Here is a 24,969-nt window from a genome sequence, read left to right on the forward strand (position 1 = left end):
CGGCCGCATGCACCAGCTTGACCGGGAACGACGAGCGCCGGCCGAGCAGCTGCGCCGCCGGCAACATCAGCACCCCAGCGCCACCGGCACCAAGGAAGAAGAGATTCTGCGCGCCATCGTCGAGGAGGCCGGCGACCGTCTCGCGAAGGGGCGCGGCGAGCGCGACGACACCTCCTTGGATCGAGCGGAAGCGGTCCTCGTCGAAGTTCAACATGCGGGTCCTCGTGTCATCCCGCGAGCGCCCAGCCGTCGTCGGCCGGGGACAGGAGCCGACGGCGGCCGAGGTCCGGCCGCCGGCGGCCGGGCGCCCGCGGTGGGTGGTCTTCATCTCTCGCGTTCGACATCAACTTGTCGGACGTCTAACGTGGCGAGAAGATACGACCGGTGCCGCGCCGCTGTCAAGTCCCTCGGGCGAAATTTTGTGTTAGACGTCCGACAAGTTGCATTGGGTCGAAGAGAGGGCGGTGCGCTGACCCCGCGCACCGCCCTCGCCCATCCGCCGCATCCGCGCCCACCGCCGCATCCGCCGCCCGCCCCGGCGGGCGGGCGGGCGGCAGCACCGCGTCAGTAGCGCACGATCGAGCGGACCTCCTCGGCGATCCGCTCGACGCTCGGCAGCCAGGCCGCTTCGAGCACGCCGGCGTAGGGGACCGGCGTCTCGTCGGAGCTGATCAGCCGCGGCGGCGCGTCGAGCAGCTCGAAGCCGTCCTGCAGCACGTGCGCGATCAGCGTCCCGCCCCACGAGGCGCCGGCCGAGCCCTCCTGCACGACGACGAGGCGGTTCGTCTTCTCGACCGATCTGCGGACCGCCGCGTGGTCGAACGGGACGAGCGTGCGGGGGTCGATCAGCTCGACCTCGATCCCCTCCTGGGCGAGCGCGTCGGCGGCGCTCAGCGCGCGGTGGCGCATCTGCTGGGTCGCCACGACGGTGACGGCGTCGCCTTCGCGCACGAGGTCGGCGACGCCGAGCTGAACCGGCTCCACGACGTCGGGCAGCTCGCCTCTCATCCCGAACAGGCCCTTGTGCTCGAAGTAGAGGACCGGGTCGTCGTCCTCGACGGCGGCCCGCATCAGCGCGTAGGCGTCGGTCACCGTCGCCGGCACGACGACCTTCAGGCCGGGCGTGTTGAGGAACCAGTTCTCGGCCGGCTGCGAGTGCTGCGCGGCGAAGCCGGTGCCGGCCCCGTTGGCCATGTGGATCGTCACCGGGCAGTTGACCTGACCGCCCGTCATGTAGCGGTACTTCGCCAGCTCGTTGACGATCCCGTCGAAGCAGACGGCGGCGAAGTCGGCGAACATCACCTCGGCGAGCGGGCGCAGGCCGCGGATCGCGGCGCCGATCGCGGTCCCGACGATCGCCTGCTCGGAGATCGGCGTGTCCATCACGCGGTCGTCGCCGAAGCGCTCCCAGAGGCCGGTCGTCGTCTTGAAGGCGCCGCCCGCGCGGGCGACGTCCTCGCCGAACAGGAAGACGTCCTCGTCGGCGGCCAGCGCGTCGGCGATGCCGCGCGTGATCGCCTGTCTGTAGGTGACGACGGTCATGCGTAGACGTGCTCCAGTCGGGTTTCGGGATCGGGATCGGGCCACGACTGGGCCCGCTCCAGCGCTGCCTCGACCGCCTCCTCGGCGGCCGCTCTGATCGCGTCGAGCTGCTCCTGCGCGACGCCATCGGCCAGCAGCGACCGCTCGTGCAGCACGATCGGATCTCTCGCCAGCCACGCCTCCAGCTCGCCGTCGGGCCGGTAGGCCGCCGGGTCGGCCCGCGAGTGGCCCTTCTGGCGGTAGGTCATCATCTCGATCAGCGTCGGCCCCTCGCCGGCGCGGGCGCGCGCGGCCGCCTCGGTGACGGTCGCGTGGACGCCGAGCACGTCGTTGCCGTCGATCCGGATGCCGGGCATGCCGTAGGCGGCGGCGCGGTCGGCGAGCACCTCGATCGGCGTCGTCGTGTGCAGCGGCGAGTACTCGCCGTAGAGGTTGTTCTCGCACACGAACAGGACCGGCAGCTTCCAGATCGAGGCGAGGTTGAGCGACTCGTGGAAGGCGCCGATGTTGGTCGAGCCGTCGCCGAAGAAGCAGACGCTCAGCTCGTCGGTTCTGCGGTATCTGGCGGCGAAGGCGACGCCGACCGCGACCGGCAGGTGGCCGCCGACGATCGCGAACGAGCCGAGCGCGCCCTTGTCGACGTCGGTCAGGTGCATCGAGCCGCCCTTGCCGCCGCAGAGGCCGTCGGCCTTGCCGAGGATCTCGCCGAACGATCTGTCGAGCGCGACGCCCTTCGCCAGCACGGCGCCGTGGCCGCGGTAGGTGCAGGTCATCTGGTCCTCGGGCCGCAGCGCGTGCAGCGTGCCAACGGTGACCGCCTCCTGGCCCTGGCAGAGGTGGGTCGTGCCGCGCACCGAGCCGGTCGCGAAGAGCCGGTGGCAGGCGTCCTCGAAGAAGCGGATCTCGTGCATCGCGCGCAGCATCTGCAGCTGCGCGTCGCGGTCTGGCGGGGTCATTGCTCCTCCTGGGAACGGCCGGCCGCGCGCTCGTGCGCACGGATGAAGTCGCGGAAGCGCTGGATCTCCTGGATCGGGTCGCAGTCGGAGCAGCCGGGCCGCTCGTCGTGGACGTACTCGATCTCGACCCAGCCGTCGTAGCCCTGACGGGCGAGCACGTCGAGGATGCGGCCGACGTCGGTGACGTTGTCGGCGAACTTCGTCTGCACGAGCCCGCGCGCGCCGCCGCGGACGTGGACGTGGCGGGCGTGCGCGAGCAGCGGCTCGACCTCGCGGTCGGGGATCCCCTGCACGTTGAAGTGGCCGTAGTCGAGCGTCAGCTCCAGGCCCGGCACCAGCTCCAGCAGCGCCGCGGCCTTCGCGGGCGTGTCGATCACGCTGCCGGCGTACGGGTGGGTGCTGACGATGTGCGGCTCGACCGAGCAGCGCAGCCCGGCCGCCCGCGCGACCTCGACCCGCCGCTTGAGCCCCTCCGCGGCGCGCTCCAGCGCGGCGCGCCACGGCTCGCCGCCGAAGACGAGGCCGGGCAGCAGCGTGACGCCGCCGGAGCCGGCGCGGCGCGCGAAGCGCGTGAACGGCTCGAACAGCGCGTCGGCCTCGGCGCGCTGGGCCGGATCGGGATGGTTGACGGCGAGCGGCGCCAGCTCGGCGCTCATGACGCAGAAGGTGTCGGCGGCACCGAGGCCGCGCGCGCCCAGCTCGCCCGCGACGCGCTCGCCCCAGCCCTCCGGGTCCTGCGCGATCAGCTGCGGCGTGCGCGGCGACCAGCCGCCGTAGAAGGCCATCGAGACGCCGTCGAGGTCGAGCTCCCTGATCAGGTCGAAGACGAACTCCGGCCTCAGGCCGGGCCAGGTGAAGTCTGCGCTGGCGAGCTTCATCAGGGTCTCCGTCTCCTCCGTTCGATGGGAATGCACAGGATCGCGCACCGTCATCCTACAATCGTTTCCAGGAACATTCCCAGTTGGCATTTGCAGGCCGCCTCGGCTAGGCTGGAAACGTTACCGGAAGCGTTGTAGCGATTCTGAGGAGAACCCGGAGTTGTCGTCTTCACCTGCACCGGCCGGCGTCGAGCTGACGCCCCGGCTCACCATCAGCCACGTCGAGACGATCCCGATCCGGGTGCCGCTCGGCCGCGTCTACCGCGGCAGCCACTACCAGATGACCCACCGCTCGACGATCGTCACGCGCGTCCACACCGAGGAGGGAATCGTCGGCGAGGCGTACGCCGGTGACGAGGACGCCGGGCTGCTGGAGATCGACGCGATCATCCACCAGGAGATCGTGCCGGCGCTGGTCGGGCAGGACGCCTTCGCGGTCGAGCGCTGCTGGGAGCTGGCGCGGCCCGCGACCTTCGACATCCTGCGCGACCGCCGCCTCGGCCTCGTCGCCTGCGCCTGCATCGACGCCGCCATCTGGGACGCGATCGGCAAGGCGCTGGAGCAGCCGCTGTGGCGCCTCTGGGGCGGCTACCGCGACACGATCCCGATGATCTCGATCGGCGGCTACTACGACAGCCCGCTGACCGTCACGCAGCAGGTGCAGGAGCTGCGCGAGCGCGGCCTTGCGGGGATGAAGTTCAAGGTCGGCGGCCGCACGCCGGAGGAGGACGCCAAGCGCTTCAAGGAGGCGCGCGCCGCCGCCGGCGCCGACTTCGTGCTCGCCGCCGACGCCAACCAGGGCTACAGCGTCAGGGACGCGATCCGCTTCGCCAAGCTCGTCGCCGACGACGACCTGCTGTGGTTCGAGGAGCCGTGCCAGTGGCACAACGACCGCCGCGCGATGCGCGACGTGCGGATGGTCGCGGGCGTGCCCGTCTGCGCCGGCCAGAGCGAGTTCTCCGCCGGCGGCTGCCGCGACCTGATGGTCGAGGGCGCGATCGACGTCTGCAACTTCGACGCCTCCTGGTCGGGCGGCCCGACCGAATGGCGCCGCGTCGCCGGCATGGCGCGCGCCTTCGACGTGCAGATGGGCCACCACGAGGAGCCGCAGTGCTCCAGCCACCTGCTCGCCTCGATCCCCCACGGCGGCTACGCCGAGTGCTTCGACCCCGACCGCGACCCGATCTGGTGGAACCTGATCGCCAACCGGCCGCCGCTGGTCGACGGCGCGATCGCGCTCCCGACCGGCCCCGGCTTCGGCTGGGAGCTGGACTGGGAGTACGTGGATCGGTATCGCCTGCCGAAGCCGTAGCATCGACAGCTTCATGGCCCGGGCCCGGACGAACATGCGCGAAGTGGCCGACCTCGCCGGCGTGGCGATGTCGTCGGTCTCGCGCGTGCTGTCCGGCCACCCGGACGTGAGCCCCGCGATGCGCCAGCGCGTGATGGCTGCGGTCGACTCGCTCGGCTATCAGCCCGACCTGCTGGCGCAGTCGCTGCGGCGCAGAGAGACGCTGTCGGTCGGCTTCGTCGTCGGCGACATCTCCAACCCGCTGCAGTCGCAGATCGCGCTCGGCGCCGAGACCGCGCTGCGGTCGCGCAACTACTCGATGCTGCTGACCAACTCGGAGAACGAGCCGGCGCTCGACACGAGCCACATCCGCCTCTTCCAGCAGCGCCGCGTCGACGGCCTGCTGCTGTCGCTGGCGGCCGAGGACGACCCGCAGACGCTCGCGCTGCTGGGCGCGGTCGAGACGCCGATCGTGCTGATCGACCGCGAGCTGCGCGGCGACGTCGGCCGGCGCGCGAGCGCGGTGCTGTCAGACCATCGCTCCGGCATGCGCGACGCGGTCGGCCACCTGCTCGACCTCGGCCATCGCCGCATCGGCATGATCCTCGGACAGCCGATGCGCTTCTCGCGCGAGCGGCTGGAAGGGCTCAAGGACGCCTACGAGGCGCGCGGCCTGGCGCCGACCTACGCCGTCGTCGAGGGTCAGCTGGAGCCGCGCCACGGCCGCGCCGCGACGCAGACGCTGCTCGACGCCGCCGAGCCGGCGACCGCGCTGGTGGCCGGCGGCAACCAGCTGCTCAACGGCGCGCTGGCGGAGATCCAGCAGCGCGGCCTGCGCGTCGGCGGCGACCTCTCGCTCGTCTCCTGCGACGAGATCTCGCTGACGCAGCTCTACCAGCCGCCGATCGCGGTCGTCCGCCGCGACACGCGCGCGCTCGGCCGCCGCGCCGCCGAGCTGCTGCTGAGCCAGCTCGAGTCGCAGGAGGAGGGCGACGACGGCCGCATGCGCTCGACGCGCGCGCCCGAGACCGTCCTGCTGCCGACCGAGTTCGTCGCGCGGCCGAGCTGCGCGCCGCCGGCCGCGCCGGCCGCCGCCTGACGCCGCGCCGCGACGCGCGCGCCGCCCGCCCGACGCATCGCGGCCCCGAGCGGGTACTCCGACTGCATGCTGCTGGGGATCTCCGACTCCGACGCGCCGACCGTCACCGAGCGCCACTGGCCCGGCCTCCGCGTCTCGCACGCGCGCGTCGTCGTCCCTTACGACGTCGCGACGACGAGCGGCACGGCCGGCACGCGGCGGCGCGAGCGCTTCGAGGCCTACCGCGCCAATGCGGCTGCGGCCGGCGTCGAGCTGCTGGTCGTCTTCGCCCCCAGCGCCGACCTGCGCGCCGGCCCCGCGCGAGCCGCCGTCGCCCCGACCGCGGACGCCTACGCGGCGTCGGTCGCGGCCTTCCTCCAGCGCTACCCGGAGCAGCGCACGCTCGCGGCCTGGAACGAGCCGAACAACCGCGACGCGCGCCGCTACCCGCTCAGCGGCGACCCGCGGCTGGCCGCCGACTACTGGCTGCGGCTGAACGAGCTGGCCGGCGACGGCGACGGCGCGACCGTCGTCGCGGGCGGCTTCGCCGGCATCCCCGGCGACGACCGCTATGTCCACGCCTACCAGCGCCACCTGCAGAAGGCGCACGCGACGCCGACGGTGTGGGCCTTCCACGACCACGGCGACGTCAACGCCTTCCAGGAGCACGGCGACACCGCCGCGCGAATCGCACGCGAGTACCTCGGCGCGCTGCGCGGCCGCTGGGGCGAGGCGCGGATCTGGATCGACGAGGTCGGCGCGCGCTACCGCGACGCCCGCGGCGTCATCTGGGGCGACGGCTCGCAGGCGCGCGCGACGCAGTTCCTGCTCAGCCTCGCGACGCTCGACCAGCGGATCGAGCGGATCTACTACTACAACTACTCCAACCAGTGCGCGCAGCCGAGCAGATGCGCGATCCAGGATCGCGGGCTGGTGTCGCCGAACCCCTTCGACGGCGAGCCGCCCGACTACGACGCGGCCGACCGGCGCCGCGCCGCCTACGACGTGATCGCCGGCCGCTAGGGCCGTCGGCGCAGCCCGTCGAGCACGATCCCGAGCAGGTGCCGGGCGCGCGCGTCCCACTCCTGCTCGGGCAGCCGCGAGAGGTAGCCGATCAGCACGATCACGTCGCGCGCGTCGACGTCGGCACGGATCGACCCGTCGGCCTTGCCGGCGTCGAGCAGCAGCGTCAGCGCCGCGCCGATCGGGCCGAGGCTGTGGTCGGTGAGGTCTCTCCAGAGCGCGACCTCGACGGCGGCGATCACGCCGCGCTTGACGCGCGCGTAGTCGGCGATGCGGTCGAACCAGCGCGCGAGCGCGACGAACGGCGGGTCGATCTCCAGCAGCCGCGGCGCCAGCGTGACCAGCTCCTCGACCTCGCTGCGGTAGACCTCGGCCAGCAGCGCCTCGCGCGTCGGGAAATGGCGGTAGAGCGTGCCCTGGCCGACGCCGGCCCGCTTCGCGATCGCGTTCAGCTTCAGCTCCTCGTCACCGCCGTCGGCGACGGCGGCGCGCGCGACGGCGACGATCCGCGCGCGGTTCTCGGCGGCGTCGGCGCGCGTCAAGCGGACACCTGTCCGCTATGCTCGTTGAAGGAACCGGACACGTGTCCACCTTACAGGAGGCCCACCATGTCAGCGCACCAAGGCAGCAGCGACGCGACCCCTGACGCGGCCGCAGCCACCCCCGACGCGCTCGCCGGCAAGGTCGTGGCGATCACCGGCGCCAGCAGCGGGATCGGCGCCGCGACCGCGCGGCTGCTGGCCGCGCGCGGCGCGACGGTCGTGCTCGGCGCCCGCCGCAGCGACCGGCTCGACGCGCTCGCCGAGCAGATCCGCGCCGACGGCGGCAGCGCCGCGACCTGCGTCGTCGACGTCACCCGCCGCGACGACCTCGAAGCGCTCGTCGCGACCGCCGTCGAGCGCGGCGGCCGGCTCGACGTGCTCGTCTCCAACGCCGGCATCAGCAGACTGAGCCCGCTCGCCGACGGCGACCTCGACGGCTGGGACGCGATGATCGACGTCAACCTGCGCGGCGTGCTGCACGGCATCGCGGCGGCGATGCCGCTCTTCCGCAGACAGGGCGAGGGCCACCTCGTCACGACCGTCTCGACCGCGGGGCTGAAGATCGTCCCGACCCAGAGCGTGTACGCCGCGACGAAGAACGCCGTCCGCACGCTGCTGGAGGGGCTGCGGCAGGAGTCGACTGACGGAGCCCTGCGGACGACCGCGATCTCGCCCGGCTACGTCCGCACGGAGCTGGCCGACTCGATCGAGGACGAGACCGCGCGGGCGCGCATCAAGCGCGACATGGAGACGCTCGCGATCGCGCCCGAGGCCGTCGCGCGCGCGATCGCCTTCGCGATCGAGCAGCCGCGCGACGTCGAGATCGGCGAGCTGACGATCCGCCCGGCCGTGCAGGGCTAGCGGCGTCAGTACATCAGCAGCCCGCCGCTGACGTCGAGTGTCGCGCCGGTGATGTACGTCGCGTGCTGGGAGGCGAGGAAGACGACGGCGCCGGCCAGCTCCTCCGGCCGCGCGAAGCGGCCGAGCGGGATCTGGTCGACGAAGCCGTCGATCTGCGCCGCCGGCAGGCCGTTGCGCAGCATCGGCGACTCGACCATCCCCGGCGCGACGCAGTTGACGCGGATCCCGTCGGCGGCGAAGGTGCGCGCCATCCCGCGCGAGAGCGAGACGACGCCGCCCTTCGTCGCGGCGTAGACGGCCGAGCCGCCGAAGCCGCCCGACTGCCATCCCTGCGAGGTGAAGTTGACGATCGCGCCGCCCTCGCCGCCGGCCCGCATCGCTCTCGCGCAGGCGCGGCCGAGGAAGAAGGTCGCGCGCAGGTTGACCTGCTCCTGCAGCTCCCAGTCGGCGGGTGTGACGTCGTCGAGGTCGGCGACGCGCTTGATCACGCCGGCGACGTGCGCGAGCACGTCGAGCCGCCCGGTCGCGGCGACGGCGCGCTGCACGAGCTGCTCGATCGCGTCGAGGTCCCGCAGGTCGGCGCTGAGCGCGACGTGGCGCTCGCCGTTGCCGGGCAGCCCGGCGACGACGGCGCGCACCGCCGCCTCGTCGAGGTCGACGGCGACGACGCGCGCGCCGGCGGCGGCCAGCGCCGCCGCCACGTGCCGCCCGATCGCGCCGCTGGCGCCGGTCACGAGCGCCACGCGCCCGTCGAGCCCCGCGCCGAGATCCCAGCTCACGACGCCGCCGCCTCGCCCGCGCCGGCCGCCGCCGCGTCGCCCGCTTCGCTGACGCGCTCCAGCCTCCCGCTCGCGGCGCTGCGATACGCCGCGTCGAGCAGCTCGACCGTGCGCGCGGCCAGCTCGCCGGAGGAGTGGTTCTCGACCTCGCGGCCGAGCGCGAGGTCGATCAGCGCGTTGGGCGGGCCGTCGCAGTCGTAGGCGCCGTCGCCCTCGCGCACGTCCAGTCTCACGTCGACCCTGCCGCCGTCGGTCCACAGCCAGGCGATCTCGCGCTCGACGTCGAGCTGCAACTGGCCCGCGGAGCCGATCGCACGGACCTCCAGCTGGTGCTTGTTGCCGCCCGCGCCCTCGTGCGTGGAGCCGCCCGCGACGGTGCCGATCGCGCCGCCGCGGTAGCGCACCGCGAGCGCGTCGTGCAGCTCGACCGGCGCGCCCAGCGGCGCGCTCATCAGCGCGAACGCCGACTCGCCGCGCAGCCCGGTCAGCCGCAGCGCCAGCCCCAGCGCGTGCGACAGCTGCGCCTGCGCGTAGCCGCCGCCGGAGAGGCGCGGGTCGGTCCAGGTCGCCTGCTCGGGGACTGTGTCGGGCGCGGCGTCCGGGTAGGCGCCGGTGTTCGACAGCAGCTCGCGCGTGACGCTCGCCATCTGCACCGACACCTGCTCGACCTCGCCGATGCCGTGCTCGGCGACGAGCGCCTGCAGCCCGCGCACCATCGGCTTCCAGTTCCAGCCGAAGGCGACGACCATCTCGCGCTGCAGGCGCGACGCGGTGTCGACGAGGTCCCACGCGTCGGCCGGGTCGATCGTGAACGGCTTCTCGACCAGCACGTGCGCGCCGGCCTCCATCGCCGCCTTCGCGTGCTCGTGGTGGAGCCCGGTCGGCGAGGCGATCAGGCAGACGTCGACGCCGGCGTCGAGCACGTCGCGATAGTCCTCGCTGGCGACGGCGAAGCCGTAGCGGTCGCGCACCCGCGCGAGCTGCTCGGCGCCGCGCCGCGAGACGCCGACGAACTCGACCTCGTCAGCCCGCCGCGCGAACGCCGGCAGGTGCGACGACAGCGCCCACGAGCCGGCGCCGATCACGCCCAGCCGCACTCTCCGCCTCATGGCACACCTCCACCGGGAAGGCGAGCCGCCAGGCGAGCGTTCCCGACGGAATGCGAGGCTTCTTGCCGAGTCATTCCGCATCCTCTCATCGGTCGAGCCGGTAGCGCTCGACGACCGTCTCGTCGACCTCGATCCCGAGGCCGGGCCGCTCGCTCGACGGCAGCGCCCAGCCGCCGGCCGCCGGCGCGACGAAGGTGTCGCCGGCCAGCTCCTGCTGCATCGCGTTGGCGTGCGGCTTGAACTCGAGCTGGTGGGCGTTGGGGGTCGCCCACGACAGCGCGAGGCTGGCGGCGTGCACGATCGCGCTCGACCACGAGTGGGCGTTGACCTGCGTCCCCGCCGCCTCGGCCGCGCGCGCCGCGCGCAGGAAGCCGCTGATCCCCTCGGCGCGGCCGGGGTCGATCCCGGCCACGTCGCAGGTGCCGGAGGCGACGATCCGCTCCAGCCCGCGCACGTTCCACTCGCGCTCGCCGTAGGCGATCAGCGTCGTCGTCTTCGCCCGCAGCGTCTCGTAGCCGGCCGGGTCGTCGGCGCCGAGCGGCTCCTCGATCCAGTGCAGACCGAACGCTTCGAACGCCCGCGTCCGCGCGACAGCCTCCGCGACCGACCATCTCACTCTCACGCCGAGGTCGACCATGATCTGCGCCTGCGGCCCGAGCGCCTCGCGCAGCGCGCCCACGAACGCCACGTCGCGCTCGTGCGAGAAGCCGAGGTTCGCGTCGCCGCGCTTGCCGAAGCCGACCTTGGCGCCCTCGGCGCGGCCGTCGACCCACGCGGCGATCTCGCCGACGAGGTCCTCGATCGCGACGTGCGTCGCGTGCGAGGAGGCGATCGCCGGAAGCCGCTGCTTGGCCGGCCCGCCGAGCAGGTCCAGCAGCGGGCGGCCGAGCAGCTGCCCGCGCAGGTCCCACAGCGCGATGTCGAGCGTGGCGATCGCGAACGAGGCGATCCCGGCGCCGCCGTACCACCAGGTGTGCTCGCGCAGCGAGCGCCAGATCGCGTCGACCGCGACCGGGTCGCGCCCGACGACGAGGTCGCCGAGCCCGCGCACCAGCTCGGCGGTCGCGCGCGAGGCCTCCGGCCACATCGTGACCGCCTCGCCCCAGCCGACCGCGCCGGAGGAGTCGACCACGCGCACGAGCAGCAGGTGGCGCTCGGCGCCGTGGTCGTTGGGCTCGGGATAGGCGACCGGGATCGCCTCCACGGACACGACGCTCATTCGCGCGTGAGCCGCAGCCGCAGCTGGTCGAAGGAGACGGCGAGCGCGAGCAGCGTGCCGCGCGCGACGTCCTGCCAGAAGGAGTTGACGCTCAGCAGCGTCAGCCCGTTGTTGAGCACCGCGATCACGAGCAGGCCGAAGAGCGTGCCGACGATCGTGCCGCGGCCGCCGGCCAGCGACGCGCCGCCGAGCACGACCGCCGTGATGACTGACAGCTCCAGCCCGTTGCCGGCCTGCGTCGAGGCGGCGCTCAGCTGCGAGACGTTGATCAGCGCCGCCAGCGCGACGAACGCGCCCGACAGCAGGAAGCCGATGAAGATCAGCCGCCCGGTGCGCAGGCCGGTCAGCCGCGCGGCGACCGGGTTGGCGCCGATCGCGTACATCGAGCGGCCGATCACCGTGTAGCGCATCAGGACGTAGAAGCCGATCACCACGACGGCGAAGATGATGACGGGCAGCGGGATGTCGAAGAAGGGACGCGAGGTGCCGAGCGTCGAGAAGCCGTTCAGCGGCAGCGTCTGGCCGTCGGCGATCACGCGTGCGAGGCCGGCGAAGGCGGCCAGCGTCGCGAGCGTCGTGATCAGCGGGTTGACGCCGATCACCGTCACGAGCGTGCCGTTGATGCAGGCGACCAGCAGCCCGGCCGCGACGGCGGCGACGATCCCGAGGAAGATCCCCTGCTTGTCGGCGACGTAGGCCATCACGACGCCGCAGAACGTCAGCGCCGAGCCGACCGACAGGTCGACCTGGCCGGAGACCATCAGCAGCGTCGCCGGCGCGGCGATGATGCCGGTGATCGCGGCGGCGGTGAGGATGTTGAGGAAGTTGTCGTAGTTGAGGAAGAACTCCGACTTGATCGAGAAGAAGATCCCCAGCGCGAGCAGCAGCAGCACCAGCGGCGCGATGTCGGGCAGCCGCGTCAGCAGCTCGCCGGGTCCGCTCTTGCGCGCGGTCGGCGCGGGCGCCCCGGGCTCGGTCGCGGCGGCCTCGCCTGTCGTTCCGACGGGGGTCACCCGCCCACCTCCTCGGTCAGTCTCTGGGTCGTGATCTGGTCGGCCTCCAGCTCGGCTGCGACGCGACCGCGCGCCATCACGATCGCGCGGTCGGCGAGCTGGACGACCTCCTCGTAGTCGGATGTGGCGACGAGCACGCCGACGCCGCCGGCGGCCAGCTCGCGGATCGCGCGGTAGATCTCCTGGCGCGCGCCGACGTCGACGCCGCGGGTCGGCTCGATCAGCAGCAGCACGCGCGATCTGCGCTCCAGCCAGCGGCCCAGCAGGACCTTCTGCTGGTTGCCGCCGGAGAGCGTCCCGAGCAGCTGCGCGGGGTCGTTGCGGGAGCGGATCCTGAGCGCCTCGTGCCAGCGGCCGTAGGCGCTCGCCTCGCGCGCGTCGGAGATGAAGAGGCCCTTCGTGCGCATGCTCCACCACGACGGCGCGGCGAGGTTCTCGGCGACCGAGCGGACGAGGAAGGCGCCCTCGCGCTGGCGGTCGGCCGGCAGCAGGCCGATCCCGGCGGCGATCGCGTCGGCCGGGTCGCGCAGCTTCGCTCTTCTGCCGGCGATCTCGATCGCGCCGCGGCTCAGCGGCCGCAGCCCGAAGGCCGCCTCGGCGACCTCGGCGATGCCCGAGCCGAGCTTGCCGTAGAGCGCGACGACCTCGCCGGGGCGGACGTCGAGCGCGACGTCGTCGAAGGCGCCGTCGACCGACGCGCGGTCGAACCGCAGCACCGGCGCCGGCGAGACGGAGGCCGGCGCGGCCGGCCGTCTGACCTCGCCGATGTCGCGGCCGACCATCGCCGCGACGAGGTCGGCGCGGCCGAAGTCGCCGGCCGGCCCCTCCAGCGCGACGCCGCCGTCGCGCAGGACGGCGACCCGGTCGGCGATCTCGGCGACCTCGTCGAGCCGGTGGGTGATGTAGATCAGCGCCGTGCCCTGCTCGCGCAGGCGGCGGACGAAGCCGAACAGCCGCTCGGTCTCCTGCGCGGAGAGGGCGGCGGTCGGCTCGTCGAGGATCAGGCAGCGCGCTCTGTCGGAGAGGGCGCGCGCGATCTCGACGATCTGGCGCTCGCCGACGGGCAGCGTGCCGACCGGCGCGTCGACGTCGAGCTCGACGCCGAGCTGGTCGAGCACCTCGCGCGCGCGGCGGCGGATCTCGTCCCAGCGGACGAACGGGCCGCGCGTCGGCCAGCGGCCGAGCGAGATGTTCTCGGCGACGGTCAGGGTCGGGGCGTCGGCGAGCTCCTGGAAGATCATGCGGATGCCGTGCTCGCGCGCGCTCAGCGGCGTCAGCGCGGCATGCGACGCGCCGCCGACGATCACCTCGCCCTGATCGGGCTGGTAGTCGCCGGCGACGATCTTGACGAGCGTCGACTTGCCGGCTCCGTTCTCGCCCAGGAGGGCGAGCACGGAGCCGCCGGGCGCGTCGAGGTCCACGCCGTGGAGGACCTCGACGCCGCCGAACGCCTTCCGGATCCCGCGTGCCTGGAGCAGGAAGGGAGCTGAGGTCATCGCGCGCTCAGCAGTCCTTCGGCGCGTAGATCTCGTCGACGTTCTCGGCCGTCACGAGCGTGTGCGGCACGAGCAGCTCCTCCGGGATTCTCTCGCCCTTGACCGCCTTGATCAGGTACGGGATGCCGATCTCGCCGTAGCGCTCGGGGAAGTAGCCGGTGTCGGCAACCCAGTTCGGGTTCGTCTTGATGCCGCACCACGACGACGGGTCGGCGCCCTGGCCGGAGACGTAGATGTCGCCCTCGCGGCCGGCCGTCTTGGCCGCCGCCAGCGCGCCCAGCACGCCGTCGTCGTTGAGCGCCACGACGACGATCTTCTTCTGGCCCGGGAGCGTCGTGAGCGTGTCCGTCATCTTCGTGCGGGCGGTGTCGGTGCGGTCGGCGTCGAGCACCTTCTCGTTCTTCAGCTCGCCGGGGCAGACCGACTGGAAGCCCTTGCGGTAGCCGCCCATCCGCTGCGCGGAGGCATCCGGGGAGGCGGTCGACTCCAGCGACACGTAGGCGTCGTAGTCGCAGTCCCATCTGTCCTTCGCGAATCTGCCCATCGCCTCGCCGGCGATGAAGCCGGCGTACTCGTTGGCGGCGCCCGAGAAGGCGACCTGGCACGGCTTCTGCACGATGTCGACGGCGATCACCGGGCCGTCCGGGCCGGCGGCGCAGATCGCGCCGGCGAGCTTCTGGTCGACCTGGAAGTTGAGGTAGCCCTGCACCCCCTGGGTCTTGAACGACTTCGCGCAGTCGAGCGCCTTCTGGCCGTCGAGCTGCGAGTCGCAGACGACCAGCTCGGCGCCGGCCGCCTCGGCGTTTCTCTTCATGCCGTCGGTGACGAGCTTGGAGAAGGGGACGGAGTCGCCGAGCGCGATGAAGCCGAGCTTGAGGCCTCTGCCGCTGCCGGCTCTCGGCACCTCGAAGTCGACGATGCCCTCTCTCGAGACGGCGGGGGTCTCGGCGGCCGGCGCCTCGCTGGCGCTCGTGTCCGCCGGCGCGGCGGCGGCCGAGGTGTCGGCACTGCTGCTGGCGCCGTCGTCGTCGCTGCTGCCGCAGGCGGCGACGCCGACGACGAGCGCGGCGCAGGCGCCGAGCGCGACCGCGGCGCGGCCGAGCCGGTCAATCAGTTCGCTCACTTCTCTCCTCCTCGAAGAAACGGTGGCGGGCACGGGGGTTCCCACACTCGGTTGGAAACGTTTCCACAAACGTATCCCGTTGTCAATCGCCCGTGTCAACGGGCGTCAGTCGAGGTGCCAGACCTGCTCTGCCCAGCGCAGCTCGCCGGCCTCGTCGGCGAGCGCCTCGATCACGTCCTCGAACCACTCGCCCCAGCGCGCGTTGACCTCGGTCGCGCCCATGCGGCCGAAGGCGGTCGCCGCGTCGGGCTCGCATTCGCAGTAGGCGTAGACCTCCCGCCCGCGCCGGAAGAGCGTGTAGTTGGCGATCCCCGAGGCCTTCAGCTCTGCGACCATCTCGGGCCAGATCTCGTCGTGCCGGCGGCGGTATTCCGCCTCCATCCCGGGACGCAGCGTGAAGGTGAAGCAGCAGCGCTCCATCATCTCTCCTCCTCAGTCAGCCTGGAACCGTTCCCGGGATCGTAACGGGCCGCGCTTACCGCTCACCGCACCAGCTGTCAGCGGATCAGTCCCCGAGGAGTTCGGGAGATCGGGGGGCGGCTATCGGCTGACCCGCATGCTTTTGGCACGTTTCCGTCGTGTGAACGAGCGAAATTGCGCCGCTGCGGAGAAGCGGAAACAGGTGTGTACGACGAACGGTAGTAGGGGTATGGGCCGCACCCTCCCGGTGTCCAAACGCAACGCGAAATTCACGCTCCTCCCGGACTGGAGAAGCAATTGACTCACCTGAGAGGATCATCGGCGTCCCAGCCCGGCCTTCCCCACGCCGGGCACATCCGCATTCCCCTGGGAGATGGTCTTGCTCCATCGAAGGTTGGCCGCGTTCGCGGCGATCGCCGCGCTGCCGCTGGCAAGCGCGAGCGCCGCGCAAGCGGCGACGCTGACGGTCGACGATGACCGCGCAGAATGCCCCGCGGCGACGTACACCTCGGTCCAGGCGGCTGTCGATGCCGCCGCCGCAGGCGACACGATCACGATCTGCCCCGGCAGCTACGTCGAAGGCAGCGGCGCGCCGAACACCAACGCGCTGACGATCGGCAAGTCGCTGACGCTCAAGGGCGCCGGCGCCGATCTCGTCTCGATCTCGCCGCGCGTGACCGCGCAGACGGGCTCCTCGATCGCCGGCACGGCGACGGACATCCGCGCCGGCGTCGGCAGCATCGTCTCGGTGATCGGCACGCCGACGTCACCGCTCGACGTCGCGATCTCCGGCATCACCGTCGACGGCCAGAGCCCTGACGGCCGCGGCGTCGCGTCGCTCGCCGGCATCGTCTACCTCGACGCGAAGGGCTCGATCGAGCGCAGCCGCGTCACCCACATCGTCACGTCCGAGGGCGCCGAGGCGTACAACCGCGTCGGCGGCTGGCGCGGCGCCCTGCCGGGCTACGGCATCGTCCAGACGAGCGCCACGCTCGTCGGCATCCCCGGCGAGCGCCGGCTGGCGATCTCCAACACGCGCGTCGACAGCTACAACCGCGCCGGCATCCTGATCGACGGCGCCTCCAACGACAGCGCGCCGTTCGCGCCGTCGGGCGTCACCAACAAGGGCGTCGTCAGAGGCTCGCAGGTCGTCGGTCGCGTCGAGTGCGCGAACTTCGAGGCCGACGGCAACTGCTCCAACGTCGGCCTGCTGATGACCGGCCCGCTGTTCGGCCAGGACGGCATCCGCGTCACCAACAACAGCCGCGTCGAGGTCGCCGACTCGCTGATCTCGCAGAACCTCGTCAACGGCGCCGGCGCCCCGGTCCGCCCGACGTGGGACTCGAGAAACGCCGTCTACACGACGCAGACGACCGACAACGCCAACCTCCGGCTGGCCGCTGGCATCCGCCTGCTCGGCGCCTCGCTGACGAACTACTCGGGCGCCAACGGCCAGACGATCTACTCGTCGGCGACGCGCTCGAACATCACCGACAACGCCTACGGCGTGCTCAACCTCGCCGCCGACGGCACGACCGACGTCAGCGGCGACCCGACCTCGACCGGCAGACTCGGCAACGTCTTCCGCGCCGAGAGAAACTGGTGGGGCCTCGGCTACTACCGCAGCAGCAACGCCGGCCCGGAGATCGCTCCGGCGGCGAACACGCCGTTCCCGGAGAACCCGGTCAACGGCGTCTCCACCGCCGACGGCACGGGCACGACGTCGAGATCGGTCGACTTCTTCCCGTACCGCAACGGCATGCAGGGCGACGGCTTCAACGGCCAGTACACGGTCCTCGACGCGCCGCAGGCGGTCGAGGACGCGTTCCCGACGGTCGCGCTCAGCGCGCCCGCCAGCGGGCTGCGCGGCACCGCCGTGACGCTGACGGCCGACGCGAGCGACGACTTCGGCGTCCGCTCGGTCGACCTGTTCGACGGCGCGACGAAGCTGACGACGCTCAGCGCGCCGCCCTACACGGCCTCCGTGACGCTGCCGGCCGACGCCGTCTGCGGCAGCACGCGCAGCTACACGGCCGTCGCGACCGACTCGCTCGACCAGCCGTCGACGAGCACGCCCGTCGCGGTCGCCGTCACCTGCCCCGACGACAGAAGAGGCGGAGACAACCCGCCGCCGCCGGCGCCGCCGACGGTCGCGTTCGAGAACGCCCCGAGAACGCTGTCGAAGGCGACGAAGGTCAACTTCGCCGTCACCGCCCCGGCCGGCTTCGCCTCGGCGCAGCTGCTGCTCGGGTCGCGCACCGTCTGCACCGTCACGAAGGCGCCGTTCAGCTGCACCGTCACGCCCACGGGCGCCGACGTCGGCAGCCAGACGCTGCGTGTCGTGGTGACCGACGCGAAGGGCTCCTCGGCCCAGGCGGCCGTCACCGTCACGGTGCCGAAGTTCGCCACCAAGGTGACGACGAAGGTCACCAGCAAGAAGGCGAAGGGCGGCAAGGTCAAGCGCACGATCCGCACGACCGTGGCCCGCCCCAAGGGCGTCACCGCCAAGCAGGCCTGCACCGGCGCGCACGTGACGCTTGTCGTCAAGCGCGGCGAGCGCACCGTCATCAACCAGCAGGTCCGCCTCACCGGCTCCTGCACGTTCACCCGCTCCGTCACGGCCCCGCGCCGCGGCGGCGCCTTCAGACTGAGCGCGAAGTACAGCGGCAACGCCGTCCTGCGCTCGGCCAGCACGAGCCGGAGGTTCACCTGATGTCGTCCCGTTCCCGGTTCCGCAGGGCGCTCGCGATCGCGGCCGCCGGCACGCTGGGGGCGCTCGCGCTCCCGGCCGCCGCGCTGGCCGCCGATCAGTGCACGCCTGACGGCGTCACCTACGACACGAACGTCCTGACCTGGGACGACTTCTTCAGAGCGAACCCCAGATACAGCGACGCGATCGTGCCGTTCGCCGCCGGCGCCCCCGGCCGCTCGACCGGCAAGAACACGACCGCGAACATCGACCGTTACTTCCAGGCGGTCACCAACCAGATCAACAACGACCCGGAGATGCGCGAGCGGGTCGCGGTCAAGGAGGTGATGTTCGGCAAGTCGGAGCTCGGCAACAGAGGCGTCAACGGGCGCGACCTCGGCTTCTGGGTCGTCTCGACGCCGCAGAACATCGCCAACTTCGAGGACGACGGCGCCTTCTGGGCCGACGTCCGCGACGGCAGACGCAGCGAGGCCGAGGGCCTGGCGGCGATCCGCACGCGACCGGCGATCGGCTGGGTCACGGCGACGCCGCACGGCAACGAGCCGGCGGCCGGCGAGGCGATCACGCGTCAGCTCTACGAGCTGGTCGCGCGGACCGACTGCGCCAACCTGAGACGGCTGCAGAACCTCGACGTCGTGCTCGACCCGGTGCGCAACCCGGACGGGCGCGACAACAACGTCCGCACGACGTCGTGGGGCTTTGACCCCAACCGCGACTTCGGCGTCCGCAACTACGTCGAGAACGGCAGCTTCCTCCCGTACATCGCGAGATACCCGGGCCTGTTCTTCATCGACGCCCACCAGCAGGGCGCGGGCTACTTCTTCCCGCCCAACGAGGATCCGGTCCACCACGAGATCTCGAACTTCGCGCTCGACTTCATCCAGAACAGAATCGGCCCGAAGCTGCAGCAGACGTTCAACGACCAGTCGTCGCAGTACCAGAACTACAACTCGTACGACATGTTCACGCCGGAGTACGGCGACACCGTCCCCTCGCTGCTGATGGGCGCGGCCGGCATGACGTACGAGAAGGGCTCGGACGAGAACTACGGCAAGCAGGTCTACGACCACTACCTGGCGATCGACACGACGATCAACCTGACCTCCAACGACAAGGTCAACCTGACGCGCAGATGGGTCGAGCAGTGGGAGGAGGCCAGACAGCAGGGTGAGAGCTGCTCGCTGCAGGAGAACAAGCTCGTCTCGCCGCTGCACGAGTCGATCCTCCAGCAGCCGCAGGGCAAGGTCTGCGGCTACTTCTACCGCCCCGACCTGCACGAGGGCGACGTCGCGCGCCTGATGAGAGCGCTGCGCGAGGTCGGCGTGCACATCTACACGCTCGACCAGGACACCGCCTCGCTCGGCATCCACACCTACGGCATGCCGACCGGCATCGGCAGAGCCGGCATCCTGCCGAAGGGCACGCTCTGGATCCCGATGAGCCAGCCGCAGAAGCACTGGCTGCAGGCGATCCTCGGCGAGGACCCGTTCATCCCGTACAACTACTACTACGACGTCGTCACGTGGTCGTTCGGCATGCAGCGCGGCCTCGCGGGCGACGGTCACCTGACCGAGCAGATGCCGGCCGGGACGCCGATGACCGAGGTCGACAACGTCAACTTCGGCTCGGTCCCCGCCAGATCGACCGTCTACGCGTTCGACACCGACTCGATGGAGGCGCTCGCGCTGGTCGTCGAGCTGCTGGACAGAGGCGTCAACGTCTACCGCGCGACGAGCTCGTTCGACGCCAACGGCGTCCACTACGAGTCGGGCGCGGCGCTGGTCGACGGCGCCTCGCTCGCGAGCAGCGGCGCCGACCTGTCGGCGCTGGCGACGAGACACAGCATCCCGGTCACCGGGCTGGCGAACTACCCGGTCGCGCGCAAGCAGCTGAGAGCGCCGAAGATCGGCGTCTACACGACGCTCGCGACCAACCCGACGAACCCGCTCAACCTCGACGCCGCCGCCGTCAACAACGGCACGGCGACGAGAGCGAACAACGGTCAGTGCCCGACGGAGACCGGCAACAACGCCTCCGCGTACTGCGAGGCGATGTTCGTGCTGACGCAGAAGGACAGACTGCCGGCGTCGATCTTCGTGCCCGTCACGTCGACCGACCTGGCCGCCGGCGCCGTCACCGTCGGCAACGGCTTCACCGCCCTCGTCAACCCCGCCGGCACGATCGCCGCCGGCGCGGGCGCGACGGCGCTGCAGACGTTCGTCAACGACGGCGGCATCTACGTCGGCTACAACGCGGGCGGCGCGACGTCGGCTCGCAACGCCGGCGTGACGACGCTCAACACGGCCTCGATCTCGGGGCTGAACACCCCCGGCTCGACCTTCGACGCGAGCTTCGACACGACCAGCCCGGTCGCGTGGGGCTTCGACGAGGGCGGCTGGATCTACCGCGATTCGACCAGCAACCCGGTGTTCGACAGAGCGACGCTGGGAACGGCGACCGCCGCCGTCTCCTACGCGGGCGCGCCGATGCGCAGCTACGGCTTCTCCGTCAACGCGCTCGGCAGCGGTCAGCTCGGCGGCCGCCCGGCCGTCGTCGACCAGCCGTTCGGCTCCGGCCGCGCGGTCATGTTCGGCTTCAACCCGTTCTACCGCTCCTGGAAGGAGCAGGACGAGCGGCTGGTGCTGAACTCGGTCCTGTACCCGCTCGGCGCGGCGCTGCCGGCCACGGCGGCCTCCCGCGAGACGGCCAAGCCGGCCGCCGAGCAGGTCAAGCCGGCGGCGGCTCCGGTGGCGGCGAAGAAGCTGCCGGCGGTCACGTCGCGCCCGACGAAGAAGGTCGCGTCGATCGACAAGCACGTGATGATCCGCGTCACGCGCAAGCAGGGGCCGAAGCTCAGAGCGGCCGTCAAGACGGCCAAGCTGAGCAAGTCGGTCCGCAAGCGGGTCAGCTACAAGGTCACGAAGACGACCGTGACGCTGACCGTCAAGAACGTCCGCACCGCTGACGCGCACGAGCGTCAGATGTGGGTCGCCCGCATCATGGGCGGCCTCAAGCAGCGCGGCGTCCAGGCGAAGATGGCGCAGCTCTAGCCAGCTTCCGCATTCCCCGCATCCGCGCCCGTCGTCCCGGCCTCTCTGAGGTCGGGACGGCGGGCGCAGTGCGTTTGACGAGAGGATCCGCCGCATGCATCCCGATTGGCTCGGCAGCCCGCAGCACTTCGTCGGCGGCGCGTTCGCGGCAGCGCTGGCGATCGTCGTCGCCGCCCGCCTCGGCGTGCGCGGCCGGCTGCTGCTGGCGGTGCTCGGCCTCGGCGTCGCGATGACGGCGGAGACCGTCGTCGAGCTGGCCGAGTACGCCTTCAGAATCGCGCACGCGACCGCCTACTACGACACGATCGCCGACCTCGCGGCGACGCTCGCGGGCGCGCTCGCCGGGGCCGTCGCGGCGGCCTTCGCGGTCAGCGCGCGCCGGGCCGGCGCGCGCTGACGCGGGGTCGCCCGTCGCGGCTCAGCCGGCGCTGAGGACCAGCAGCAGGTCGCCCTGCTCCAGCCGTCTGCCGGAGGCGGCGGCGAGCCGCTGGACCGTGCCCGACAGCGGTGCCGTGATCGTCGACTCCATCTTCATCGCCTCCAGCGTCGCGACCGGGTCGCCCTCGCTGACGACGTCGCCGGCTCTCACCAGCAGCGTGACGATGCCGGTGACCGGCGCCGGCACCTGGCCGGGGTCGCTCGCGTCGGCGCGCTCTATCTGCTCGCCGGCCGCCTCGACCGACCTGTCGCGCACCTCGATCGGCCGCAGCTGGCCGTTGACGCGCACGAGCACCGTCCGCATGCCGCGGTGGTCGGCCTCGCCGATCGCCTCCAGCTCGAACAGCAGCGTCACGCCGGGGCCGAGCTCGATCGCCAGCTCCTCCTCCTCGCGCAGGCCGCGGAAGAACTCCGGCGTCGGGATCAGCGAGACGTCGCCCCACTCGGCGCTCGCCTCGGCGAACTCTCTCGCGGGGCCGGGGAAGAGCAGCTCGGCGAGCGCGGCGCGGCGGTCCTCGCCCGGCGTCTCCAACCGCTGCGCCAGCTCGCCCTCGATCGCGAGCGGCGCCGGCGCCGGCCCGCGGCCGGCGAGCGCCAGCTCGGTGAACGGCTGCGGGAAGCCGGCCGGCGGCGTGCCGATGCCGCCGCGGAGGAAGTCGATCACCGAGTCGGGCAGGTCGAACGAGCCCGGTCTGCGCTCCAGCTCGTCGAGGTCGATCCCGGCCGAGACGGCGAACAGCGCGAGGTCGCCGACGACCTTGCTCGACGGCGTCACCTTGACGATGTGCCCCAGCAGCGCGTTGGCGCGCTCGTACGCCAGCTCGACCTCCTCGAACCGCCCTCTCAGGCCGACCGCGTCGGCCTGCTGGCGCAGGTTGGAGATCTGGCCGCCCGGCATCTCGTGGCGGTAGACGCGGCCGGTCGGCGCCTTCAGGCCGGTCTCGAAGGCGCCGTACATGCCGCGCACCGCCTCCCAGTACGGCTCCTGCGCGAGCAGCGCGTCGAGCGACAGGCCGGTGTCGCGGTCGGTCGTCGCGGTCGCGGCGACGATCGCCGCCAGCGACGGCTGCGAGGTCATCCCCGCCAGCGGCGCGGCGGCGCCGTCGACGGCGTCGACCCCGGCCTCGATCGCGGCCAGGTAGGTCGCGAGCTGGCCGCCGGCGGTGTCGTGCGTGTGCAGGTGGACCGGCAGCTCGAACTCGCTCCGCAGCGCGGTCACGAGCGTGCGCGCGGCCGGCGCCCGCAGCAGGCCGGCCATGTCCTTGATCGCGAGCACGTGGACGCCGGCCTCGACCAGCTGCTCGGCGAGCTTGAGGTAGTAGTCGAGCGTGTAGAGCGTCTCGCGCGGATCGGAGAGGTCGCCGGTGTAGCAGAGCGTCCCCTCGGCGATCGCGTGCGTCTCCAGCGTCGCCTCGATCGCCGCGCGCATCCCCTCGACGTCGTTGAGCGCGTCGAAGATGCGGAAGACGTCGATGCCGGCGGCCGCCGCCTCGGCGACGAAGGCGCGCACGACCGGCTCCGGGAAGCGCGAGTAGGCGAGCAGGTTCTGCCCCCGCAGCAGCATCTGCAGGCAGACGTTCGGGACCAGCTCGCGCAGTTGCGCCAGCCGCTCCCACGGGTCCTCGTGCAGGAAGCGCAGCGCGACGTCGAAGGTCGCGCCGCCCCACACCTCCATCGACAGCAGCTGCGGCAGCTCGGCCGCGAGGTGGGGCGCGACGGCGAGCATGTCGTGCGTGCGCATGCGCGTCGCGAACAGCGACTGGTGGGCGTCGCGCAGGGTCGTGTCGGTGACGGCGACCGCCTGCTGCGCGCGCAGCGCCTGCGCGAAGGCGCGCGGGCCCTGCTCGAGCAGCCGCTGGCGCGAGCCGGCCGGCGGCTCGCCGCCGGGCGTGGCCGGAAGCTTCGCGCGCGGGTCGCCGCTGAGCGCGTCGGTCGCACGCTCGTGGTTGACGGTCACCTCGGCGAGGCGCGAGAGCAGGCGGCTGGCGCGGTCCTGCCCGGGGCCGGCGGCCGACAGGTCGGGCCGCTCGTCGACGAAGGTCGTGTGGGTTCTGCCGGCGAGCACGTCGGGGTCGTTGAGCAGCGCCAGCAGGAAGCCCTGGTTGGTCTTGACGCCGCGCACGCGCAGCTCGGCGACGGCGCGGCGGGCGCGCGCGACGGCGGAGTTGAGGTCGCGCCCGCGGGCGGAGATCTTCACCAGCAGCGGGTCGAAGAACGGCGACACCTCGGCGCCGACGAAGGCCGAGCCCTCGTCGAGGCGGACGCCGGCGCCGCCCGGCGAGCGGTAGGCGGTGATGCGGCCGGCGTCGGGGCGGAAGCCGTTGGCCGGGTCCTCGGTCGTGACGCGGCACTGCAGCGCGACGCCGCGCTGTCTGATCCCCTCCTGCGAGACGCCCAGCTCGGCGAGCGTCGCGCCGCCGGCGATCCGCAGCTGCGCGCGCACGAGGTCGAGGTCGGTCGTCTCCTCGGTGACCGTGTGCTCGACCTGGATCCGCGGGTTCATCTCGATGAAGGCGTAGCGGCCGCTGGCCGGGTCGAGCAGGAACTCGACGGTGCCGGCGTTGACGTAGCCGACGTGGCGGGCGAACTTGACGGCGTCGGCGCAGATGCGGTCGCGCAGTTCAGGGTCAAGGTTCGGCGCCGGCGTGATCTCGATCACCTTCTGGTGACGGCGCTGGAGCGAGCAGTCGCGCTCGTAGAGGTGGACGACCTCGCCGGTCGCGTCGGCCAGCAGCTGCACCTCGATGTGCCGCGGGCGGATCAGCGCCTGCTCGAGGTAGACGGTGCCGTCACCGAAGGCGGCCTCAGCCTCGTTGCGCGCCTCCTCGACCGAGGCGGTCAGCTTCGACGGGTCGGTCACGAGCCGCATGCCGCGCCCGCCGCCGCCGTGCGAGGCCTTCACGAAGACCGGGAAGCCGATCGACTCGGCCGCCTTCATCGCCTGCTCGCCGTCGGCGACCGGCTCCGACGCCTCCAGCACCGGCACGCCGGCGGCGATCGCCGCGTCGCGGGCGCGCGTCTTGTTGCCGGCCAGGCCCAGCACCTCCGGCGGCGGGCCGACGAAGACGATCCCGGCGGCGGCGCAGGCGCGCGCCAGCTCGGGGTTCTCCGACATGAAGCCGTAGCCGGGATAGATCGCGTCGGCGCCCACCCTGACGGCGAGCGCCACGGCTACCTGCGGGTCGAGATACGTGCTGACCGGATGACCGGGCGTGCCGACCTCGTACGCCTCGTCGGCCTTCAGGCGGTGGACGGAGTCACGGTCCTCCGGCGCGTAGAGGGCGACGCTGCGGATCCGCAGCTCGTTGGCGGCGCGGAAGGCGCGAGTCGCGATCTCCCCCCGGTTTGCGACCAGCACTTTCTCGATCATGCGGCGGATCATGGCGCTTTGCACGTGGAAATGGACTTCCGCAAACGCGCTCTGACCGAGGTGAAAGTCCG

Annotated in this window: 19 protein-coding genes and 1 pseudogene; 7 read left to right on the top strand and 13 right to left on the bottom strand. The window is 72.3% G+C overall.

Annotated features, from left to right (window positions below; genetic code table 11):
- From Q7L73_RS22340 to Q7L73_RS22355, 4 genes and pseudogenes are all read right to left on the bottom strand, one after another.
- Positions 1-214: pseudogene (locus Q7L73_RS22340) on the bottom strand (sugar isomerase); the annotation flags it as partial.
- Between the two features lie 350 nt (positions 215-564).
- Positions 565-1,542, bottom strand: a complete 978-nt coding sequence (locus Q7L73_RS22345; RefSeq protein WP_304691732.1) for an alpha-ketoacid dehydrogenase subunit beta — start codon at positions 1,540-1,542, stop codon at positions 565-567.
- Positions 1,539-2,498, bottom strand: a complete 960-nt coding sequence (locus Q7L73_RS22350; protein ID WP_304691733.1) for a thiamine pyrophosphate-dependent dehydrogenase E1 component subunit alpha — start codon at positions 2,496-2,498, stop codon at positions 1,539-1,541. The genes Q7L73_RS22345 and Q7L73_RS22350 overlap by 4 nt, the downstream gene beginning before the upstream one ends.
- Positions 2,495-3,376 (bottom strand): sugar phosphate isomerase/epimerase, encoded by an 882-nt coding sequence (locus Q7L73_RS22355; RefSeq protein ID WP_304691734.1) that lies wholly within the window; start codon positions 3,374-3,376, stop codon positions 2,495-2,497. The genes Q7L73_RS22350 and Q7L73_RS22355 overlap by 4 nt, the downstream gene beginning before the upstream one ends.
- Before the next feature lie 160 nt (positions 3,377-3,536).
- On the opposite strand from Q7L73_RS22355, the gene Q7L73_RS22360 reads away from it, so the two are divergent.
- The 3 genes from Q7L73_RS22360 to Q7L73_RS22370 all read left to right on the top strand — a co-directional run bounded on the left by Q7L73_RS22360 (position 3,537) and on the right by Q7L73_RS22370 (position 6,768).
- Positions 3,537-4,688 carry a mandelate racemase/muconate lactonizing enzyme family protein gene (locus Q7L73_RS22360; RefSeq protein ID WP_304691735.1) on the top strand — a complete coding sequence of 384 codons (1,152 nt, stop codon included), beginning with the start codon at positions 3,537-3,539 and terminating at the stop codon, positions 4,686-4,688.
- A 13-nt stretch (positions 4,689-4,701) separates the two neighbouring features.
- Entirely contained in the window at positions 4,702-5,766 is a 1,065-nt protein-coding gene (locus Q7L73_RS22365) for a LacI family DNA-binding transcriptional regulator (protein WP_304691736.1), read from the top strand.
- A 66-nt stretch (positions 5,767-5,832) separates the two neighbouring features.
- Positions 5,833-6,768, top strand: coding sequence for a hypothetical protein (locus tag Q7L73_RS22370; protein WP_304691737.1), 936 nt, complete (start codon positions 5,833-5,835; stop codon positions 6,766-6,768).
- On the opposite strand, the gene Q7L73_RS22375 is transcribed toward Q7L73_RS22370, so the two are convergent.
- Entirely contained in the window at positions 6,765-7,310 is a 546-nt protein-coding gene (locus Q7L73_RS22375) for a TetR/AcrR family transcriptional regulator (protein ID WP_304691738.1), read from the bottom strand. The two genes, Q7L73_RS22370 and Q7L73_RS22375, sit on opposite strands and share 4 nt — an antisense overlap.
- A 66-nt stretch (positions 7,311-7,376) precedes the next feature.
- Between Q7L73_RS22375 and Q7L73_RS22380 the strand changes: the two genes are divergently transcribed.
- Positions 7,377-8,171 carry an SDR family oxidoreductase gene (locus Q7L73_RS22380; RefSeq protein WP_304691739.1) on the top strand — a complete coding sequence of 265 codons (795 nt, stop codon included), beginning with the start codon at positions 7,377-7,379 and terminating at the stop codon, positions 8,169-8,171.
- A gap of 5 nt (positions 8,172-8,176) precedes the next feature.
- Here Q7L73_RS22380 and Q7L73_RS22385 read toward each other — a convergent pair whose 3' ends face one another.
- The 7 genes from Q7L73_RS22385 to Q7L73_RS22415 form a co-directional block, all read right to left on the bottom strand.
- Positions 8,177-8,950, bottom strand: coding sequence for an SDR family NAD(P)-dependent oxidoreductase (locus Q7L73_RS22385; protein ID WP_304691740.1), 774 nt, complete (start codon positions 8,948-8,950; stop codon positions 8,177-8,179).
- Complete coding sequence (locus tag Q7L73_RS22390) at positions 8,947-10,059, bottom strand: Gfo/Idh/MocA family protein (protein WP_304691741.1); 1,113 nt, start codon at positions 10,057-10,059, stop codon at positions 8,947-8,949. The genes Q7L73_RS22385 and Q7L73_RS22390 overlap by 4 nt, the downstream gene beginning before the upstream one ends.
- Before the next feature lie 85 nt (positions 10,060-10,144).
- A complete protein-coding gene (locus Q7L73_RS22395; protein ID WP_304691742.1) occupies positions 10,145-11,278 on the bottom strand; it encodes a mandelate racemase/muconate lactonizing enzyme family protein in 1,134 nt (377 codons plus the stop codon).
- On the bottom strand, positions 11,275-12,291 hold the full coding sequence (locus tag Q7L73_RS22400; RefSeq protein ID WP_304691743.1) for an ABC transporter permease: 1,017 nt from the start codon (positions 12,289-12,291) through the stop codon (positions 11,275-11,277). Before Q7L73_RS22400 ends, Q7L73_RS22395 begins: the two co-directional genes overlap by 4 nt.
- Positions 12,288-13,787, bottom strand: a complete 1,500-nt coding sequence (locus Q7L73_RS22405) for a sugar ABC transporter ATP-binding protein (protein ID WP_304691744.1) — start codon at positions 13,785-13,787, stop codon at positions 12,288-12,290. The genes Q7L73_RS22400 and Q7L73_RS22405 overlap by 4 nt, the downstream gene beginning before the upstream one ends.
- Positions 13,788-13,794: 7 nt before the next feature.
- On the bottom strand, positions 13,795-14,910 hold the full coding sequence (locus Q7L73_RS22410) for a sugar ABC transporter substrate-binding protein (protein WP_304691745.1): 1,116 nt from the start codon (positions 14,908-14,910) through the stop codon (positions 13,795-13,797).
- A 105-nt stretch (positions 14,911-15,015) separates the two neighbouring features.
- Positions 15,016-15,333, bottom strand: a complete 318-nt coding sequence (locus Q7L73_RS22415; RefSeq protein ID WP_304691746.1) for an L-rhamnose mutarotase — start codon at positions 15,331-15,333, stop codon at positions 15,016-15,018.
- A gap of 391 nt (positions 15,334-15,724) precedes the next feature.
- Here Q7L73_RS22415 and Q7L73_RS22420 point away from each other — a divergent pair, with 391 nt between their 5' ends.
- The 3 genes from Q7L73_RS22420 (at position 15,725) to Q7L73_RS22430 (ending at position 21,487) form a co-directional block, all read left to right on the top strand.
- On the top strand, positions 15,725-18,043 hold the full coding sequence (locus tag Q7L73_RS22420; protein ID WP_304691747.1) for an Ig-like domain-containing protein: 2,319 nt from the start codon (positions 15,725-15,727) through the stop codon (positions 18,041-18,043).
- Positions 18,043-21,090: a M14 family zinc carboxypeptidase gene (locus Q7L73_RS22425; RefSeq protein ID WP_304691748.1), complete on the top strand. Its 3,048-nt coding sequence runs from the start codon at positions 18,043-18,045 to the stop codon at positions 21,088-21,090. Before Q7L73_RS22420 ends, Q7L73_RS22425 begins: the two co-directional genes overlap by 1 nt.
- A gap of 94 nt (positions 21,091-21,184) precedes the next feature.
- Complete coding sequence (locus tag Q7L73_RS22430) at positions 21,185-21,487, top strand: hypothetical protein (protein ID WP_304691749.1); 303 nt, start codon at positions 21,185-21,187, stop codon at positions 21,485-21,487.
- Positions 21,488-21,508: 21 nt separating this feature from the next.
- Here Q7L73_RS22430 and Q7L73_RS22435 read toward each other — a convergent pair whose 3' ends face one another.
- Positions 21,509-24,898: a pyruvate carboxylase gene (locus Q7L73_RS22435; protein ID WP_304691750.1), complete on the bottom strand. Its 3,390-nt coding sequence runs from the start codon at positions 24,896-24,898 to the stop codon at positions 21,509-21,511.
- Between the last annotated feature and the right edge of the window lie 71 nt (positions 24,899-24,969).

The sequence above is a fragment of the Conexibacter sp. CPCC 205762 genome, assembly GCF_030646155.1.
GTDB lineage: Bacteria > Actinomycetota > Thermoleophilia > Solirubrobacterales > Solirubrobacteraceae > Conexibacter.

Bases quoted from the DNA above. Each gene is read 5' to 3' on its own strand.
- Q7L73_RS22345 (WP_304691732.1), bottom strand. From the start codon at position 1,542: ATGACCGTCGTCACCTACAGACAGGCGATCACGCGCGGCATCGCCGAC.
- Q7L73_RS22370 (WP_304691737.1), top strand. From the start codon at position 5,833: ATGCTGCTGGGGATCTCCGACTCCGACGCGCCGACCGTCACCGAGCGC.
- Q7L73_RS22365 (WP_304691736.1), top strand. From the start codon at position 4,702: ATGGCCCGGGCCCGGACGAACATGCGCGAAGTGGCCGACCTCGCCGGC.
- Q7L73_RS22435 (WP_304691750.1), bottom strand. From the start codon at position 24,898: ATGATCGAGAAAGTGCTGGTCGCAAACCGGGGGGAGATCGCGACTCGC.
- Q7L73_RS22415 (WP_304691746.1), bottom strand. From the start codon at position 15,333: ATGATGGAGCGCTGCTGCTTCACCTTCACGCTGCGTCCCGGGATGGAG.
- Q7L73_RS22430 (WP_304691749.1), top strand. From the start codon at position 21,185: ATGCATCCCGATTGGCTCGGCAGCCCGCAGCACTTCGTCGGCGGCGCG.
- Q7L73_RS22395 (WP_304691742.1), bottom strand. From the start codon at position 11,278: ATGAGCGTCGTGTCCGTGGAGGCGATCCCGGTCGCCTATCCCGAGCCC.
- Q7L73_RS22405 (WP_304691744.1), bottom strand. From the start codon at position 13,787: ATGACCTCAGCTCCCTTCCTGCTCCAGGCACGCGGGATCCGGAAGGCG.
- Q7L73_RS22355 (WP_304691734.1), bottom strand. From the start codon at position 3,376: ATGAAGCTCGCCAGCGCAGACTTCACCTGGCCCGGCCTGAGGCCGGAG.
- Q7L73_RS22380 (WP_304691739.1), top strand. From the start codon at position 7,377: ATGTCAGCGCACCAAGGCAGCAGCGACGCGACCCCTGACGCGGCCGCA.
- Q7L73_RS22390 (WP_304691741.1), bottom strand. From the start codon at position 10,059: ATGAGGCGGAGAGTGCGGCTGGGCGTGATCGGCGCCGGCTCGTGGGCG.
- Q7L73_RS22425 (WP_304691748.1), top strand. From the start codon at position 18,043: ATGTCGTCCCGTTCCCGGTTCCGCAGGGCGCTCGCGATCGCGGCCGCC.
- Q7L73_RS22350 (WP_304691733.1), bottom strand. From the start codon at position 2,498: ATGACCCCGCCAGACCGCGACGCGCAGCTGCAGATGCTGCGCGCGATG.